12 protein-coding genes and 1 other RNA gene are annotated in these 15,486 nt (G+C 71.8%); all 13 read left to right on the top strand.

Annotated elements, in window-relative coordinates; genetic code table 11:
- Positions 1-10: 10 nt before the first annotated feature.
- Entirely contained in the window at positions 11-928 is a 918-nt protein-coding gene (ftsX, locus tag C6376_RS13840) for a permease-like cell division protein FtsX (RefSeq protein ID WP_107443697.1), read from the top strand.
- Positions 929-995: 67 nt separating this feature from the next.
- Positions 996-2,174, top strand: a complete 1,179-nt coding sequence (locus C6376_RS13845) for a S41 family peptidase (RefSeq protein ID WP_173985639.1) — start codon at positions 996-998, stop codon at positions 2,172-2,174.
- Positions 2,175-2,289: 115 nt separating this feature from the next.
- The gene (gene smpB / locus C6376_RS13850) at positions 2,290-2,838 is read left to right on the top strand and encodes an SsrA-binding protein SmpB (protein ID WP_107443699.1); all 549 of its coding nucleotides are present in this window, start codon (positions 2,290-2,292) and stop codon (positions 2,836-2,838) included.
- A gap of 113 nt (positions 2,839-2,951) precedes the next feature.
- Positions 2,952-3,340: a transfer-messenger RNA gene (gene ssrA, locus C6376_RS13855) on the top strand.
- 712 nt (positions 3,341-4,052) lie between these two features.
- Positions 4,053-4,874, top strand: coding sequence for a hypothetical protein (locus tag C6376_RS46125; protein ID WP_107443700.1), 822 nt, complete (start codon positions 4,053-4,055; stop codon positions 4,872-4,874).
- Positions 4,875-5,599: 725 nt separating this feature from the next.
- Entirely contained in the window at positions 5,600-7,738 is a 2,139-nt protein-coding gene (locus C6376_RS13865; RefSeq protein ID WP_254075934.1) for a bifunctional polysaccharide deacetylase/glycosyltransferase family 2 protein, read from the top strand.
- The gene (locus C6376_RS13870) at positions 7,735-9,033 is read left to right on the top strand and encodes an acyltransferase (RefSeq protein ID WP_254075935.1); all 1,299 of its coding nucleotides are present in this window, start codon (positions 7,735-7,737) and stop codon (positions 9,031-9,033) included. The genes C6376_RS13865 and C6376_RS13870 overlap by 4 nt, the downstream gene beginning before the upstream one ends.
- Before the next feature lie 153 nt (positions 9,034-9,186).
- Positions 9,187-10,140 (top strand): hypothetical protein, encoded by a 954-nt coding sequence (locus C6376_RS13875; protein WP_107443701.1) that lies wholly within the window; start codon positions 9,187-9,189, stop codon positions 10,138-10,140.
- Positions 10,141-10,300: 160 nt separating this feature from the next.
- The gene (locus C6376_RS13880; RefSeq protein ID WP_107443702.1) at positions 10,301-11,695 is read left to right on the top strand and encodes a NarK/NasA family nitrate transporter; all 1,395 of its coding nucleotides are present in this window, start codon (positions 10,301-10,303) and stop codon (positions 11,693-11,695) included.
- Between the two features lie 100 nt (positions 11,696-11,795).
- Positions 11,796-12,971, top strand: a complete 1,176-nt coding sequence (locus tag C6376_RS13885; RefSeq protein WP_107443703.1) for a uroporphyrinogen-III synthase — start codon at positions 11,796-11,798, stop codon at positions 12,969-12,971.
- A 129-nt stretch (positions 12,972-13,100) separates the two neighbouring features.
- Positions 13,101-13,697 (top strand): ABATE domain-containing protein, encoded by a 597-nt coding sequence (locus tag C6376_RS13890; RefSeq protein WP_107443704.1) that lies wholly within the window; start codon positions 13,101-13,103, stop codon positions 13,695-13,697.
- Between the two features lie 383 nt (positions 13,698-14,080).
- Positions 14,081-14,602, top strand: coding sequence for a sigma-70 family RNA polymerase sigma factor (locus C6376_RS13895; RefSeq protein WP_010039908.1), 522 nt, complete (start codon positions 14,081-14,083; stop codon positions 14,600-14,602).
- Positions 14,602-15,435: an anti-sigma factor gene (locus C6376_RS13900; RefSeq protein WP_301554694.1), complete on the top strand. Its 834-nt coding sequence runs from the start codon at positions 14,602-14,604 to the stop codon at positions 15,433-15,435. Before C6376_RS13895 ends, C6376_RS13900 begins: the two co-directional genes overlap by 1 nt.
- Positions 15,436-15,486: the final 51 nt, after the last annotated feature.

Consider the following 15,486-nt stretch of genomic DNA (forward strand, 5'->3'; position numbering starts at 1 on the left):
ACAACACGCCATGCGCGCCCAGTTCGTACTGTCGGAGATCGGCGTAGGTCTCCGCCGCAACCTGACGATGACCTTCGCCGTCATCGTCTCCGTAGCCCTGTCCCTGGCGCTCTTCGGCGGGTCCCTCCTGATGAGCGACCAGGTCAGCGCGATGAAGGGCTACTGGTACGACAAGGTCAACGTCTCCGTCTACCTGTGCAACAAGAGCGACGCGGAGTCGGACGCCAAATGCGCCAAGGGCGCGGTCACCGCGGACCAGAAGAAGGACATCCTCACCGACCTCAAGAAGATGTCGGTCGTCGACACGGTCACGTACGAGTCGCAGGACGAGGCGTACAAGCACTACAAGGAGCAGTTCGGGGACTCCCCGCTGGCCAGCTCGGTCACGCCGGACCAGATGCAGGAGTCGTACCGCATCAAGCTGAAGGACCCGGAGAAGTACCAGGTCATCGCGACCGCCTTCGACGGACGGGACGGCGTGCAGTCGGTGCAGGACCAGAAGGGCACGCTGGACAACCTCTTCGAGCTGCTGAACCTGATGAACCGGGCGGCTCTCGGGGTGATGGCGCTCATGCTCGTCGTCGCCCTCCTGCTGATCGTCAACACGGTGCGGGTCTCGGCGTTCAGCCGTCGGCGCGAGACCGGGATCATGCGGCTGGTCGGCGCCTCCGGGTTCTACATCCAGGCGCCGTTCATCATGGAGGCCGCCGTGGCCGGTGTGATCGGCGGCGGGCTTGCCTGTGTGTTCCTCGTCGTCGGCCGGTACTTCACCATCGACCACGGCATGGCCCTGTCCGAGAAGCTCAACCTGATCACCTTCCTGGGCTGGGACGCCGTGCTGACGAAGCTTCCGCTGATCCTCGCCGCGAGTGTGCTGATGCCCGCCCTGGCCGCTTTCTTCGCGTTGCGCAAGTACCTGAAGGTGTGACACACGCCCCGAGAGCCGTACGGTCAACCGTCCGTACGGCTCTTCGCGTTCCCCTAGACTCACCGCCATGTCAGGCCGTGACCTGTTCTGTCAGCCTCGCCGTTTCGGCCGCGGGGCCGCGCTGACATTGGTGTTCGCGAGCGTCCTCGTCGCCGGTGCGGCGACCGGATCGCTGCCGCGGGGGCCGGGCGACGGGCCGCGGAGCGCCTCGGGCGCCGCACCCGCCACAGCCCCGGCCGGTCACTCGGAGGACGTCGCCCGCGCCGCCGAGGAGGCCGCCGCCGACGGCAAGTCCCCCATGGAGGCCGCCGAACGGGCCGTCAGCCGCAGCGGGGACCGCTGGGCGGCCGTCTACTCCGAGGGCGAGTACGAGCAGTTCGAGGAGTCCCTCGACGGCCGGTACACCGGCGTGGGTCTGGAGACGCGGCGCGAGCGGGACGGCCGGATCGAGGTCACCAAGGTGCAGCCGGGGTCGCCCGCGGCCGCCGCCGGGATCCGCGCGGGCGACCGGTTGCGCACCGTCGACGGGCGGTCCGTCGACGGCCTCCCGGTCACCGACGTCGTCGCGTTACTGCGCGGTGACGCCGGTGACGCGTCCGCCGGCACCCCCGTCCGGCTCGGGCTGCAGCGCGGCACGCGCGCGTGGACCGAGACCGTGCGCCGGGCGCTGCTGTCCACGGACTCCGTCACCGTCCGGGAACTCGCCGACCGGGTCACCGTCGTCACCGTGGCCGCCTTCACCAAGGGCGTCGGCAGCGCCGTGCGGGGCGCCGTCGGCCGGGCCCCGGCCGACGGCAGGATCGTGCTGGACCTGCGCGGCAACTCCGGCGGACTGGTCACCGAGGCCGTCACCACCGCCTCCGTCTTCCTCGACGGCGGCCTCGTCGCCACCTACGACGTCGACGGCGACCAGCGCGCTCTGCACGCCGAGGCGGGCGGCGACACCCGCAAGCCCCTGGTCGTCCTCGTCGACGGCGGCACGATGAGCGCGGCCGAGCTGCTCACCGGCGCCCTGCAGGACCGCGGCCGGGCGATAGTCGTGGGATCGCGCACCTTCGGCAAGGGCTCCGTGCAGATGCCGCGCCGGCTGCCCGACGGCTCCGTCGCCGAGCTGACCGTCGGGCACTACCGCACCCCCTCCGGTCACGGCGTCGACGGCCACGGCATCACGCCCGACCTGGAGGCGGACGAGGGGGCGCTGGGGCGGGCCGAGGCCGTGCTGAGCGGACTCGGGAACGCGTCCTGAACGACCGCCGCCCCGTATCCAGCGGTAGCCGCCGCGGATCCACGGGCAGCCGCGGGGGATCCACTCGTAATCGGCTTTCCCTTCGGGCCCTTCCGGATGCGAAAATGGCGGGACTATGAGCAAGGGAATGTACGTACCGAAGGAGTCCCAGCCGAAGCAGGGCGGGGCGGCAGCGTCCGGCAAGGCCAAGGACGGCAAGCGCAAGATCGTCGCGCAGAACAAGAAGGCCCGGCACGACTACGCGATCATCGACGTGTACGAGGCGGGCCTGGTGCTCACCGGCACCGAGGTGAAGTCGCTGCGCCAGGGCCGCGCCTCGCTGACCGACGGCTTCGTGCAGATCGAGGGCGACGAGGCGTGGCTGCACGCCGCGCACATCCCCGAGTACAGCCAGGGCAGCTGGACCAACCACTCCGCGCGCCGCAAGCGCAAGCTCCTGCTGCACCGCGAGGAGATCGACAAGCTCGCGGTGAAGTCCGAGGAGACGGGGCACACGATCGTGCCGCTCGCCCTGTACTTCAAGGACGGCCGGGCCAAGGCCGAGATCGCGCTGGCGCGCGGCAAGAAGGAGTACGACAAGCGGCAGACGTTGCGCGAGCAGCAGGACCGCAGGGAGACGGACCGGGCGATCGCCGCCGTCAAGCGGAGGCAGCGGCACGCCTAGCGGGCGGCCCGCGGGGAATACGGTGGCATCGGCGTGCGTTGGTCACGTACGATGGCACCTGTGCCCCGCAGCGGGCACGGGCCCTCCTCGGAGGGAGTTTGAAAAATCAACATGGGGATGATCGGTTTCGACAGCGACTGTTGAAGCAGGGGAAGCGTGTCGAGGAAGCGGCAATGATCTCGTAAACCATATGTCGCAAAAAATAATCGCCAATAACAAGAGCGATTCCCAGTCCTACGCCCTCGTTGCCTAATAAGCATCGAGTGTAGGACCCTTAATGGGTGTCAGCCCGGAAGTGTTCCCGGTCCGGATCCTGGCATAATCTAGGGAACTAAACCATTGAGCCCGGTCACGGGGTTCGATGGGAAATCAAACAGTGACTGGGCCCGTCGGCGACTTGTTCGCGTGATCACCGGGGCCGAGAAAATCGCAGCGAACTGCACACGGAGAAGCCCTGATTCTGCACCGTTGGACGCGGGTTCGATTCCCGCCATCTCCACTTCATCCCATGTGACATGAAGACCCCGCTCCCTCAGGGAGCGGGGTCTTTTTGCGTGCGGCCGCGCCTGGCGTCCCGGCCGCTGCGGCAGCCGACGCATCCAGGCACCGATGATCGGTTGGCGTCGGCGCGCGGTCAGAAAAGCAGGCAATCCGACATCCATCAAGGTGTACTTTCCGGCCATGCCTGGAGGGGTGTCCGGTGCGCGCGCCCGGCCGGCCCCTTCGTCCCCTCCCGTCACCGGTGTGACGAAGGGGCTGGTCTCTCCGGCGCCCGCTGAAGACCTGCGCCGCGCCCATCGGTTCCAGGCGGTCGGAATGCCGTGTCGACGGCCCGTACGGGGATGGAAACCGGCCATGGGCATGGGCATGACTTGTGTCCATAAATGACACAACGCGAATGCCGGGCCCAGGCCTGCGTTAGGTTCGTGGATCTGAGCGCAATGGGATAAAAGGGGCGCGAGGGCTGGGTGGGGGCCCGGTTCCGTCGACGTGGGCTCGGGGTCGTAGGCGCACCCGGAAACAGTTCTGTGGGGGGTAGTGCGCACATGAAGAATTGGCGAGAAGAAGCCCAACCGGAGTGGCCCGAGGCAGCAAGCCCGACGAGGGGCGCGCCGGTCGCGGGGGCGGGAGCGGCAGGATCTCGGAGCGCTCCCCGGCTCGGGGGGCGATCCCTGACGCCGATGGCGGGAGGCGGCGGAGGATACGGCTCGCTCATGGACGCACCGCGTGAGAACGGCCTCCTGGCGGCGCCGGCGGATCCGGACGCGGCGCCCGGAAGCGAACCCTCGAGCGACCTGCGGGACCCCTGGGGCGAGAAGCCCGGCGGCCCGGACGGGGAGGGCGCCGATCCCGGCGAGGTGACCGTCCAGCTCGACTCGCTGAAGCAGGGGCGGCCGGACGGCGCCGACGCCGCCTCCGACGTCCCGGTCTTCGTCGACGAGTCCGGTCGCCGCAGCCGGACGTTCCGCCGTATCGGCATCTTCGTGGGCATCGCGTGCGGGGCGTACGCCGTCGTCATCGTGGCCGCGCTGCTCTCGGGCAACGCCGGAGCGCCCTGGCTGCCGGTACCGGTGCCGGGCCAGGCCGACGACAAGCCGGCGGCCGGTGAGGTGGACAGTTCCTCGGCGCCCGACGACTCCGCCTCCTCGGGACCCGGGGCGCCGGGCCCCGTGCGTCCCGGCGGGACGGGAGCCACGGCTTCCGGGTCCGCCACCGAACCGGGCCGGCCGAGGGCGAGCAAGGCGCCGGGCGTCGCGGGGAGCGCCGCGCCGACCGGTGGGGCGTCCGCGACGACCGGGCCCACGGCGAGCGGGGCCGTCCGGCCCAGTGCCGGCCCGACGGCCACCGGGTCCCCGGCGTCGGGTCCGAGCGGCCCGGTGATCGCGCCGCCGGCGTCCACGCCACCGCCGCCGGCCTCCACGCCCGCGGAGTCCCCCTCGCCGGTCTCGTCCCCGTCCCCGGCCGGCGGAGCCTCCACCACCGTGGCCGGCGGCCCCGCGGAACCGACCTCGGCCGCCTCGCCCCCGGCAGCCTGACAGTTCCGTGACCACCGCCCGGCGGTGGGCGGGCGGGGACCGGCGGAGCCCTGCGGGAGCGGACGACCGGGGCCGGGGCGCGGACCCGCGGACCCGCGGCAGGGGCGGGACAGCGGCCCCGTCCCGCCCGACCGAGCGCTGTGCCGGCCTGGCGTGCCCGGGTCCGGCCCGTCCGCGACGGTCCCGCCAGGCCGGTTCCCGTCCGCTCCTCATCACCGGCTCGCCCGGTGCCGCCGCCCGCGCCCTTGATCCCTCCCGCTCTCCGCGCCCCGCCGCCCGCCCGGCTCTCCGCCGTCCGCTCGACGTCCGGGGCCCGCAAGCACTCCCGCTCCGTCCCGCTTCCCGTGTCCGTCCGGCGTCCGTCGCTCGTTCCGCGTCCCGGTCGTCCCGCTCGCAGTCCGTCCCGCTCGCCGCGCGCCCGGCCCGGTCGTCCGACCCGGTCGTCGGGCCGGCGCGGCTCGATGCCGCCGCCGAGGGCGGCGCGAAACCCTCGTCCGACTCTCGTCCCCGGAGAACCAGCTCTCATGGCACCACATACCAGCCGGCGTTCGCCCCGACGGCCCGCAGTCAGGCGTTCCGCGCACGCGTCGGGCGGTCAGACCGCCTCGGTCGCCGCCCCGTCCGGAGGTGAGCCGGACGGTGGGCGAAAGGCCGGCCGGCGGTCCGGCGCACGGCGCGGCCGGGCCGCGCACGGGGCAGCCCCGCCGCCCGGACGGCGCCGACTGATGCCTCCTCTCAGACTGCGCCGTCTGCTGCCGCTGCTCGTGCTCGTCGCGATGATGGCGATGCTGATGCTGCGCGGCTACGTGCACAGCGAGATCCTCGCCGACCACCGCATCCGCCCCGAGGCGGCCTCCGGCACGGTGCCCGAGAAGATCCTCGACGGCGGCCCGGTCGTCGACACCCGCGGCGGACAGGAGACCAGCCTGCAGGTGCCGGACCACCGGATCGTGCTCACCTTCGACGACGGGCCCGACCCCACGTGGACCCCCAGGGTCCTGGACGTCCTGAAGAAGCACCGCGTGCACGCCGTCTTCTTCGTCACCGGCACCATGGCCTCCCGTTACCCGGACCTGGTCCGGCGGATGGTGGACGAGGGCCACGAGATCGGCCTGCACACCTTCAACCACCCCGACCTCTCCTACCAGTCGAAGAAACGCATCGACTGGGAGCTCACCCAGAACCAGCTGGCCCTGGCGGGCGCCGCCGGCATCCGGACGTCCCTCTTCCGGCCGCCGTACTCCTCCAGCGCGGACGCCCTCGACGACGAGTCCTGGCCGGTCACCGAGTACGTCGGCACCCGCGGCTACCTGACCGTCTTCACCACCGCCGACAGCGAGGACTGGCGGCGGCCGGGCGTGCGGCAGATCATCCGCAACGCCACGCCCGAGGGCGGCAAGGGCGCCATCGTCCTGATGCACGACTCCGGCGGCGACCGCCGGGAGACCGTCCAGGCCCTCGACGTCTACCTCCCCGAACTCACGCGGAAGGGCTACGCGTTCGAGAACCTCACCGAGGCCCTGCGGGCGCCCAGCGCGCACACCCCGGTCACCGGGACCGACCTGTGGAAGGGCAAGGCCTGGGTCTTCCTGGTCGGCGCCTCCGACGACATCACCGCCGTCCTGGTCGTCGGCCTCGCCGTCATCGGCGTCCTGGTCTTCGCCCGCTTCGGGCTGATGCTGCTGCTCTCCGCGATCCACACCCGCCGTACCCGTCGCCGAGGCTTCGTCTGGGGTCCCGACGCGCCCGTCACCGAACCGGTCTCGGTGCTCGTCCCGGCCTACAACGAGGCCAAGTGCATCGAGAACACGGTGCGTTCGCTGATGGAGAGCGAACATCCCATCGAGATCCTGGTGGTCGACGACGGCTCCAGCGACGGCACCGCCCGCATCGTCGAGGATCTGCGGCTGCCCGGCGTCCGCGTCGTGCGCCAGCTCAACGCGGGCAAACCCGCCGCCCTGAACCGGGGCATCGCCAACGCCCGGCACGACCTCATCGTCATGATGGACGGCGACACGGTCTTCGAGCCGTCCACGGTCCGCGAGCTCGTCCAGCCGTTCGCCGACCCGAAGGTCGGCGCGGTCGCCGGCAACGCCAAGGTCGGCAACAAGGACACCCTCATCGGGGCCTGGCAGCACATCGAGTACGTGATGGGCTTCAACCTCGACCGCCGGATGTACGACGTCCTGCGCTGCATGCCCACCATCCCGGGCGCCGTCGGGGCGTTCCGCCGCAGCGCGCTCGACCGCGTCGGCGGCATGAGCGACGACACCCTCGCCGAGGACACCGACATCACCATGGCCATCCACCGCGACGGCTGGCACGTCGTGTACGCGGAGAAGGCACGCGCCTGGACCGAGGCCCCGGAGTCCGTCCAGCAGTTGTGGTCCCAGCGCTACCGCTGGTGCTACGGCACCATGCAGGCGATCTGGAAGCACCGACGCGCACTCGTCGAGCGAGGACCCTCGGGCCGCTTCGGGCGGGTGGGCCTGCCGCTCGTCTCCCTCTTCATGGTCGTCGCCCCGCTCCTCGCGCCCCTCATCGACCTGTTCCTCGTCTACGGCCTGCTGTTCGGCCCGACCGGCCAGACGATCGCGGCCTGGTTCGGCGTGCTCACCGTCCAGGCGGGCTGCGCGGCCTACGCGTTCGTCCTCGACCGCGAGCGGCTGACTCCGCTGATCTCCCTCCCGCTCCAGCAACTGCTCTACCGCCAGCTGATGTACATCGTGCTGCTCCAGTCCTGGATCACCGCGCTCACCGGCGGCCGGCTGCGCTGGCAGAAGCTGCGCCGCAAGGGGCAGGTGGCCGCCCCGCCGGGCGCGGTGGCGCCGGGCGCGAGCCTGGACGGGGGTGCGGTCCGATGAGCACCGAGCCGAGGACGGAGCCGGGCGGTCGGCCGGCGGACGACCGGCCGGCGGACAGTACGGCGCGGCTGCCCCAACTGAGCGAGCAGGCCGGGCAGTACGAGCAGGCCGGGCAGTACGAGCAGACGAGGCAGCCGGGTGCGGCCGAGGGTTCGGAGGCGAGGAAGAAGGGCGGCGGGCGCGACCGCTACTTCGACCTCCTGCGGGCGATCGCCCTCTTCCGGGTCGTCCTCTACCACCTGATGGGCTGGGCCTGGCTCCCCGTCGTGTTCCCCTCGATGGGCGTGATGTTCGCGCTCGCAGGCAACCTGATGGCCCGCTCGCTCACCCGGCGCCCCGCGCTGGAGGTCGTGCGCGGACGCATGCGCCGCCTGCTGCCGCCGCTGTGGCTGCTGGGCGCGGTCGGCGTGACGGGCATGCTGGCCGCGGGGTGGGGCCCGGACGAGGAAGGGCACCCCGGCTGGTGGTGGTTGCACCTCGCGTACTGGGTCCTCCCGCTGAGCGACCCGCCGTACGGTGAGTCCCTGCCGGGCGTGTACCACCTGATCGGCGACGACTGGGCCACCGACATCGGGGTGCCCCTGTGGTACCTGCGGGCCTACCTCTGGTTCGTCCTGCTCTCCCCGCTCCTGTTGCGCGCCCTGCGCCGGCTGCCCTGGCCGACGGTCCTCGCGCCGGTCGCGCTGTCGGCCGCGCTGGAGTTCGGCGCGCTGTCGCTGCCCGGCTGGCGGTTGCAGGCCGCCCTCACGGACCTCGGCACGTTCGGCGCGTGCTGGCTGCTGGGCATGGCGCACCAGGAGGGCCTGTTGCGTCGCCTGCCCCGCTATGTGGTGCCGTCCCTGGCCCCGGCGGTGGCGGCGACCGGTCTCTGGTACGCCCTGGGCCACCACCTCAGGGAGGGGCACGACCTCGACGACATGCCGTTCGCGCAGTCCCTGTGGTCCTTCGCCGCGGTGCTGCTGCTCCTGCACATCAGCCCGTCGTGGACCGAGTGGCCGGCCCGGCTGCGCCGCTGGGACCGGTTGATCACCCTGCTCAACTCCCGTGCGGTGACGATCTATCTCTGGCACAACGTGTGCATCGGCGTCGTCGAGGCCCTGTGGGACCGGCTGTGGGCCGTTCCGTGGCTGGAGACCGACGCCCCGTGGGTGCTGGAGAGCCCGTGGCCGCAGCTGCCGTTCGTCTGGCTCCTCACGGCGGCCTGCGTCGTCTGCTTCGGCTGGGTCGAGGACCTGGCGGCCCGCCGCAGGCCCCGTCTGTGGCCGGACGGACGCGTCGGGGCGCACCGGGCGTGACCCGGGGTGTGTCCCGCCCACGCTCCTTCGCCGGACGGGGGTGAGGGGCAGGTCAAACGGGTCGGCCGCCGATCACCGGGGCCGCGGGCGTGTGGAAGACTGCCCGGGTTGCGCGGGTGAACGGTCGTTCGGCTGGTGGGGGAGTGAGTGCCGGTGAGCAAGCGGCAGATGCGAAGCATGCTGAAGTCGATGGCGGGAGGCGGGCCCGTCGAGCTCACCAGCCCGCTGGCCTCGGTGAAGAAGCTGGCCCGGCTCGCCTTCGTGGCCCAGCAGTTCGGGTACGAGTACGCCGACGCAGGACACGGCGGCTCGCAGGGCAACGCGCTGAAGCTGCTGATCGTCCCCGATCCCAGCCCGCAGGCACGTGCGCGTGCCGCGCAGAACTGGGCGCAGTACCCGAACGCGCACGACGGCTTCTCCCTGCCGCCGCTGGTTCCCGACGCCTTCGAACTCCTCAGGACCCGCATCACCTTCGACCTCACCGGCAGGCAGGCCGAGAAGCGGATGGGGTACGGCGCGCTGGGCGCCACCGCGGGCTGCGCCGTCCTCGGGATACGGCTCGGCGCCACGGGCGCCGATTTCGGCGTCGCCGCCGCCGTCTGGGTCGCCCTCATGGCCCTCTGCGGCGTCGGCTTCGCCGTCAACCGGCATCGCAACGCCACGTCCGGGGCCCGGCTGAAGGCCGCCGGCTTCGCCCCGGTGACCGACGCGACGGGCCGCCTGCGGTACCTGCCCCCGGGAGTGGGAGCGGGAACGGGGGCCGGTCACGGCGGGAACCCCTACGGCGCCGGACTCCCGGCCCGGACACCGCCCAGGGCGCCCGCCCACGCCCCGGCCCAGGCGCCGCCGACGCCCCCGGCCCAGCCTCCGTACGGTCCGTACGGCACCGCCCCGGCGGCCGCCCCCGGGTACGGCTACCCGCAGCCGTACCCGCAGGCCCAGCCGCAGTCCGGCCCGTACACGCAACCCCAGCCGCACCCCCACCATCAGCCCGCCCCCTACGCCCAGCCCCAGCAATACCCCCAGCAGCACCCGCACTCTCCCCAGGCCCCCCAGGCCCCGCAGCCCGGGCCCCACGCCCCCTACGGCCCGCCACCCCAGGACTGAGCCCTTTCCGCGACCTCTCACCGGGCGTCCGCGCAAGGTGAGAGCAACGTTCCTTTCCGGTCACTCACAGCCACAGCCCGGAAACGCGCTCTCCCTACCTTCGGGAGTCATCACCGCTCATCCCCCCGGACCATTCGAGCCCGGAGCACGTGGAGGCGTCATGACAGCCCCGAGTACAGCCCCCGCACTGCCGTCCCCCGCCAAGAAGGGGAGCCGCTGGATCGAGGAGTGGGACCCGGAGAACGAGGCCTTCTGGAACGAGAAGGGCGAGAAGATCGCCCGCCGGAACCTCCTCTTCTCCGTCCTGTCCGAGCACATCGGTTTCTCGATCTGGACGATGTGGTCCGTGCTGGTGCTCTTCATGGGCCCCGAGTACGGCCTCACCCCCGCCGACAAGTTCCTGCTGACGTCGATGGTGACGCTGGTCGGAGCGGTGGTGCGGGTGCCGTACACCTTCGCCGTCGCGGTCTTCGGCGGCCGGAACTGGACGATCGTCTCCGCCGCCCTGCTGCTGGTCCCCACCGTCGCCGCCTTCACGGTGATGGAGCCCGGGACCTCCTTCAACACCTTCCTGCTGGTCGGCCTGATCGCGGGCATCGGCGGCGGTAACTTCGCCTCCTCCATGACCAACATCAACGCCTTCTTCCCGCTCCGCAAGAAGGGCTGGGCGCTCGGGCTCAACGCCGGCGGCGGCAACATCGGTGTGCCGGTCCTCCAGTTGATCGGCCTCGCCGTCATCGGCGCGAGCGGCGGCCCGCGCGTGCTGCTCGGGATCTACATCCCGCTGATCGTGATCGCCGCGACCCTGGCCGCGCTGTTCATGGACAACCTGGCGTCCGTGAAGAACGACACCGGCGCCGCGATCGACTCCGCGAAGGACGCCCACACCTGGATCATGTCCTTCCTGTACGTCGGCACGTTCGGGTCGTTCATCGGCTACAGCTTCGCCTTCGGGCAGGTCCTGACGAACCAGTTCGGCCGGACGCCCCTCCAGGCGGCCTACCTCACCTTCATCGGCCCGCTGCTCGGCTCGCTGATCCGCCCGGTCGGCGGCTGGCTGGCCGACAAGTACGGCGGCGCGAGGATCACGCTCTACAACTACGTCGGCATGGCCGCCGCCACCGCCGTCCTCGTCTTCGCCAGCATGCAGAAGTCGCTGCCGCTCTTCGTCGTCGTCTTCGTGGTGCTCTTCGTGCTCAGCGGCCTGGGCAACGGGTCGACGTACAAGATGATCCCGGGCATCTTCCAGGCGAAGGCCGTCGCGAAGGGCCTCCAGGGCGAGGAGGCCGCCGCCTACGGCCGCCGGCTGTCCGGCGCGTCCATGGGGCTGATCGGTGCGGTCGGCGCGCTCGGCGGCGTCGGCATCAACCTGGCCTTCCGGCAGTCGTTCCTCTCCTACGGCTCCGGCACCGGCGCCTTCGTGGCCTTCCTCGCCTTCTACGCCGCCTGCTTCGCGGTGACCTGGGCCGTATACCTTCGCCGCCCGGCCGGCCGGGTGACCGCCACCGGCTCGGCATCCGAGGCGAAGCCGCAGCTCAGCTACGCCGAGGTGTGACGTAACACGGGCGACATGAAGCCGAACCGAGCCTGTCACGCACCGTTGACAGGCTCGTCGGCATGTAGGTCAAACGCGACGTGACTGCGGGACGAGAGCTATGCACCAGGAACAGCAACAACCGGCCACCGGCCATCGGGGCGCCGTCGAACACGGGCCTCTCGCGGGCTTCACCGTGGGCGTGACGGCCGCGCGACGGGCCGAGGAGCTCGGCGCGCTGCTCCAGCGGCGCGGGGCGGTGGTGCTGCACGCGCCCGCCCTGCGGATCGTGCCGCTCGCCGACGACGGCGAACTCCTCGCCGCCACCAAGGAGCTCATCGACCAGGCACCCGACGTGGTGGTCGCCACCACCGCCATCGGCTTCCGCGGCTGGGTCGAGGCCGCCGACGGCTGGGGACTGGGCGAGCAGCTGCTCGCCCGGCTGGGCGGCGTGGAGCTGCTCGCCCGCGGCCCCAAGGTGAAGGGCGCCGTCCGGGCCGCCGGACTCACGGAGGCGTGGTCGCCGTCCAGCGAGTCCATGGCCGAGGTGCTCGACCGGCTTCTGGAGGAGGGCGTCGAGGGGCGCCGGGTCGCCGTCCAGCTGCACGGCGAACCGCTGCCCGGGTTCGTGGAGTCGCTGCGGGCGGCGGGCGCCGAGGTGGTGGGGGTGCCCGTCTACCGGTGGATGCCGCCGGAGGACATCTCGCCGCTCGACCGGCTCATCGACGCCGCCGTCGCGCGCGGGCTGGACGCGATCACCTTCACCAGCGCGCCCGCGGCCGTCTCGCTGTTCTCCCGGGCGGAGGAGCGCGGGCTGCTGTCCGAGCTGCTCACCGCCCTGCACCACGACGTGCTGCCGGCCTGCGTCGGCCCCGTCACCGCGCTGCCGCTGCAGGCGCGCGGCGTGGACACCGTCCAGCCGGAGCGGTTCCGGCTCGGGCCGCTCGTGCAGCTGCTGTGCCAGGAGCTGCCGACCAGGGCCCGGGCGCTGCCGCTCGCCGGTCACCGGGTGGAGATCCGGGGCCATGCGGTGCTGGTGGACGGGGCGTTGCGGCCGGTGCCGCCGGCCGGGATGTCGCTGCTGCGGGCGCTGTCGCGGCGGCCGGGGTGGGTGGTGCCGCGGTCCGACCTGCTGCGGGCGCTGCCCGGGGCGGGACGGGACGAGCACGCCGTCGAGACGGCGATGGCCCGGCTGCGGACGGCCCTCGGCGTGCCCAAGCTGATCCAGACCGTGGTGAAGCGCGGGTACCGGCTGGCGCTCGATCCGGCCGCGGACGCCAAGTACGCGGACGTCTGAGCGGTTTGCCCGCCCCGGGGGGCCGCAACTGCCCCGGGGAGTGCCCCCGGGCGGACTGGTTATCGGCTTCCGGCGCTGGCACTGTGAGGGGAAAGGGTTCTTCCGGGAGAACGCCCAAGGCGGTGGCGCATGGCACTGGGGACGGTCACGGACTTCCACGAGCTGCGGTTCGACGCCGGGCGGTGTTGTCTCGACCTGCTGGCGACCAGTCATCCCCAGGAACATCTCGACGGCGTCGCGCCGTTGTGCGCGTGGATCCGCGGCTGCGGACTCGTCCCGCCGGGCACGCCGCTGACCCAGGCCGACCCGTCCTGGCCGCCGGCCTTCCGGGAACTGCGCCGCAACATAGGACAGTTGGTGCACGAGTGGCTGGCCCATACCGCCGCCGCCCCCCACGACCTCGCGCTGGCCCGGGTCAACGACGCCGCCCGGGTCGCGCCGCCCGTCCCTCGCGCCGTGCGTGGCGAGGACGGCGCGCTGGTGCGCGAGTTGGACCGGCCGCCGGGCTGCGCCGCGCTGCTCGCCGCGGTCGCCCTGGACGCGGTGGAACTGCTCACCGATCCGGTGGCCCGGGCCGGGCTGCGGCAGTGCGCGGGGGACAACTGCCCGATCGTGTACGTCGACACCTCCCGGGGCCGCCGCCGGCGCTGGTGCTCCAGCGAGGTCTGCGGGAACCGGGAACGGGTCGCGCGGCACCGCCGGCGCGCCGCGCTCGCGCGCGCCTGAGGGCCCGTCGGGCGGCCGTGCGGCCGCACTCCGGGTGACCGTCCGCCAACTGCCCTGCCGGGTATGCGGCTTTCGTGGAGCCGTGGCCTGGCGATTGTCGAAGTGATTTCGATTACACACCGTTTACCCCAGGCGGCCGACGGGCAGTCGGCGCGATCTTGTCGGTGTGGCGGATTTGTAAAGAAAAGACGGTGGGAATGTGCCGCCATGTCCCCCTCGTCATGACACCCGGAAGAAAAGTGTCCCCACGGCTTGAACGCTCAACACCCCCCTTGCGTACCCGTCGTCGAGCGACCGAACGGGGGATCCCCCGGACACCGGAGGTGGGCGTGCGCAAAGATGCGGCCGTGGCCAATGAACGTGGATCGAGGGCCCGACATCGCATGTCCCAGCCCTCGGAACCTGACGAGGAGCTGATGCGTGCTCTGTATCGGGAGCATGCCGGACCCCTGCTTGCGTATGTCCTGCGCCTGGTTGCCGGAGATCGGCAGCGTGCCGAGGACGTCGTGCAGGAGACGCTCATCCGTGCCTGGAAGAACGCCGGTCAGCTCAATCGGGCGACCGGATCGGTACGCCCCTGGCTGGTGACGGTCGCACGCCGCATCGTCATCGACGGCCACCGCAGCCGGCAGGCCCGGCCGCAGGAGGTCGACCCGTCGCCGCTGGAGGTCATTCCTGCGGAGGACGAGATCGACAAGGCGCTGTGGCTGATGACGCTGTCCGACGCGCTCGACGACCTGACCCCGGCCCACCGGGAGGTGCTCGTCGAGACGTACTTCAAGGGGCGTACCGTCAACGAGGCGGCCGAGACGCTCGGCATACCCAGCGGCACCGTGCGCTCACGGGTGTTCTACGCCCTGCGGTCGATGAAGCTGGCTCTGGAGGAGCGGGGGGTGACGGCGTGATGAGCATTTACGGGGGGTTCGGAGCAGGTGGGCCGGGTATGTCTGGCCCCATGCAGGGATCTGTGGGATCTCCGAGCCCGAGCGAACACGAGACCGTCGGCGCCTACGCCCTCGGCATCCTCGACGACTCCGAGGCGACCGCCTTCGAGGCGCATCTCGCCGGCTGCGAATGGTGCGCCCAGCAGCTCGACGAACTGGCCGGGATGGAGCCGATGCTGGCCGCACTCGCGGACCTGCCCGGTTCCGGCACCCCGGCGATCGGCGACTCCCTGTCCGCCCGTCCCAGCCCGCGCCTCGCCGAGCGACTGGTCGACGAGATCTCCGAGCGCCGCGCGCTCAAGCGCCGCCGCTCCTTCTTCCTGGTGGCGGCCGCGGCCGCGCTGATCATCGGCGGCCCCCTCACGGTGCTGGCCGCGACCGGCGGCGACGGCGGGAGCAAGGGCGTCCAGGCGGGCTCCACCAAGTCCGCGAACTCCGCCAAGGACGCCTTCGACACGCTCGCCCAGCGGGTCTCCGCGACCGACTCCGCCACCAAGGTCTCCGCGACCGTCGCCATGGGCGAGAAGGCGTGGGGCACCGAGATCGGCGTCGAGCTGAAGAACGTCAAGGGTCCGGAGAAGTGCTCGCTGATCGCCGTCGGCAAGAACGGCGAGCGCGAGACGGTCTCCTCCTGGTCGGTCCCGGAGTGGGGCTACGGCCTCCCCGGAGCCAAGACCGAACAGGCCAAGAACCCGCTCTACGTATCGGGCGGCGCGGCCTTCAAGACCAACGAGATCGACCACTTCGAGGTCATGACGTTCGACGGCAAGAAGCTCGTCCAGGTCGACGCGTAGGCACGCATGGCTTCGCGGGCCCCCTTCGCGTACGGTTGACGGCTGCCCAGC

It is taken from the genome of Streptomyces sp. P3, from assembly GCF_003032475.1.
Lineage (GTDB): Bacteria > Actinomycetota > Actinomycetes > Streptomycetales > Streptomycetaceae > Streptomyces.

Bases quoted from the DNA above. Each gene is read 5' to 3' on its own strand.
- C6376_RS13900 (WP_301554694.1), top strand. From the start codon at position 14,602: ATGAGCATTTACGGGGGGTTCGGAGCAGGTGGGCCGGGTATGTCTGGC.
- C6376_RS13885 (WP_107443703.1), top strand. From the start codon at position 11,796: ATGCACCAGGAACAGCAACAACCGGCCACCGGCCATCGGGGCGCCGTC.
- smpB (WP_107443699.1), top strand. From the start codon at position 2,290: ATGAGCAAGGGAATGTACGTACCGAAGGAGTCCCAGCCGAAGCAGGGC.
- C6376_RS13890 (WP_107443704.1), top strand. From the start codon at position 13,101: ATGGCACTGGGGACGGTCACGGACTTCCACGAGCTGCGGTTCGACGCC.
- C6376_RS13845 (WP_173985639.1), top strand. From the start codon at position 996: ATGTCAGGCCGTGACCTGTTCTGTCAGCCTCGCCGTTTCGGCCGCGGG.
- C6376_RS46125 (WP_107443700.1), top strand. From the start codon at position 4,053: ATGGACGCACCGCGTGAGAACGGCCTCCTGGCGGCGCCGGCGGATCCG.
- C6376_RS13870 (WP_254075935.1), top strand. From the start codon at position 7,735: ATGAGCACCGAGCCGAGGACGGAGCCGGGCGGTCGGCCGGCGGACGAC.
- C6376_RS13895 (WP_010039908.1), top strand. From the start codon at position 14,081: ATGTCCCAGCCCTCGGAACCTGACGAGGAGCTGATGCGTGCTCTGTAT.
- ftsX (WP_107443697.1), top strand. From the start codon at position 11: ATGCGCGCCCAGTTCGTACTGTCGGAGATCGGCGTAGGTCTCCGCCGC.
- C6376_RS13865 (WP_254075934.1), top strand. From the start codon at position 5,600: ATGCCTCCTCTCAGACTGCGCCGTCTGCTGCCGCTGCTCGTGCTCGTC.
- C6376_RS13880 (WP_107443702.1), top strand. From the start codon at position 10,301: ATGACAGCCCCGAGTACAGCCCCCGCACTGCCGTCCCCCGCCAAGAAG.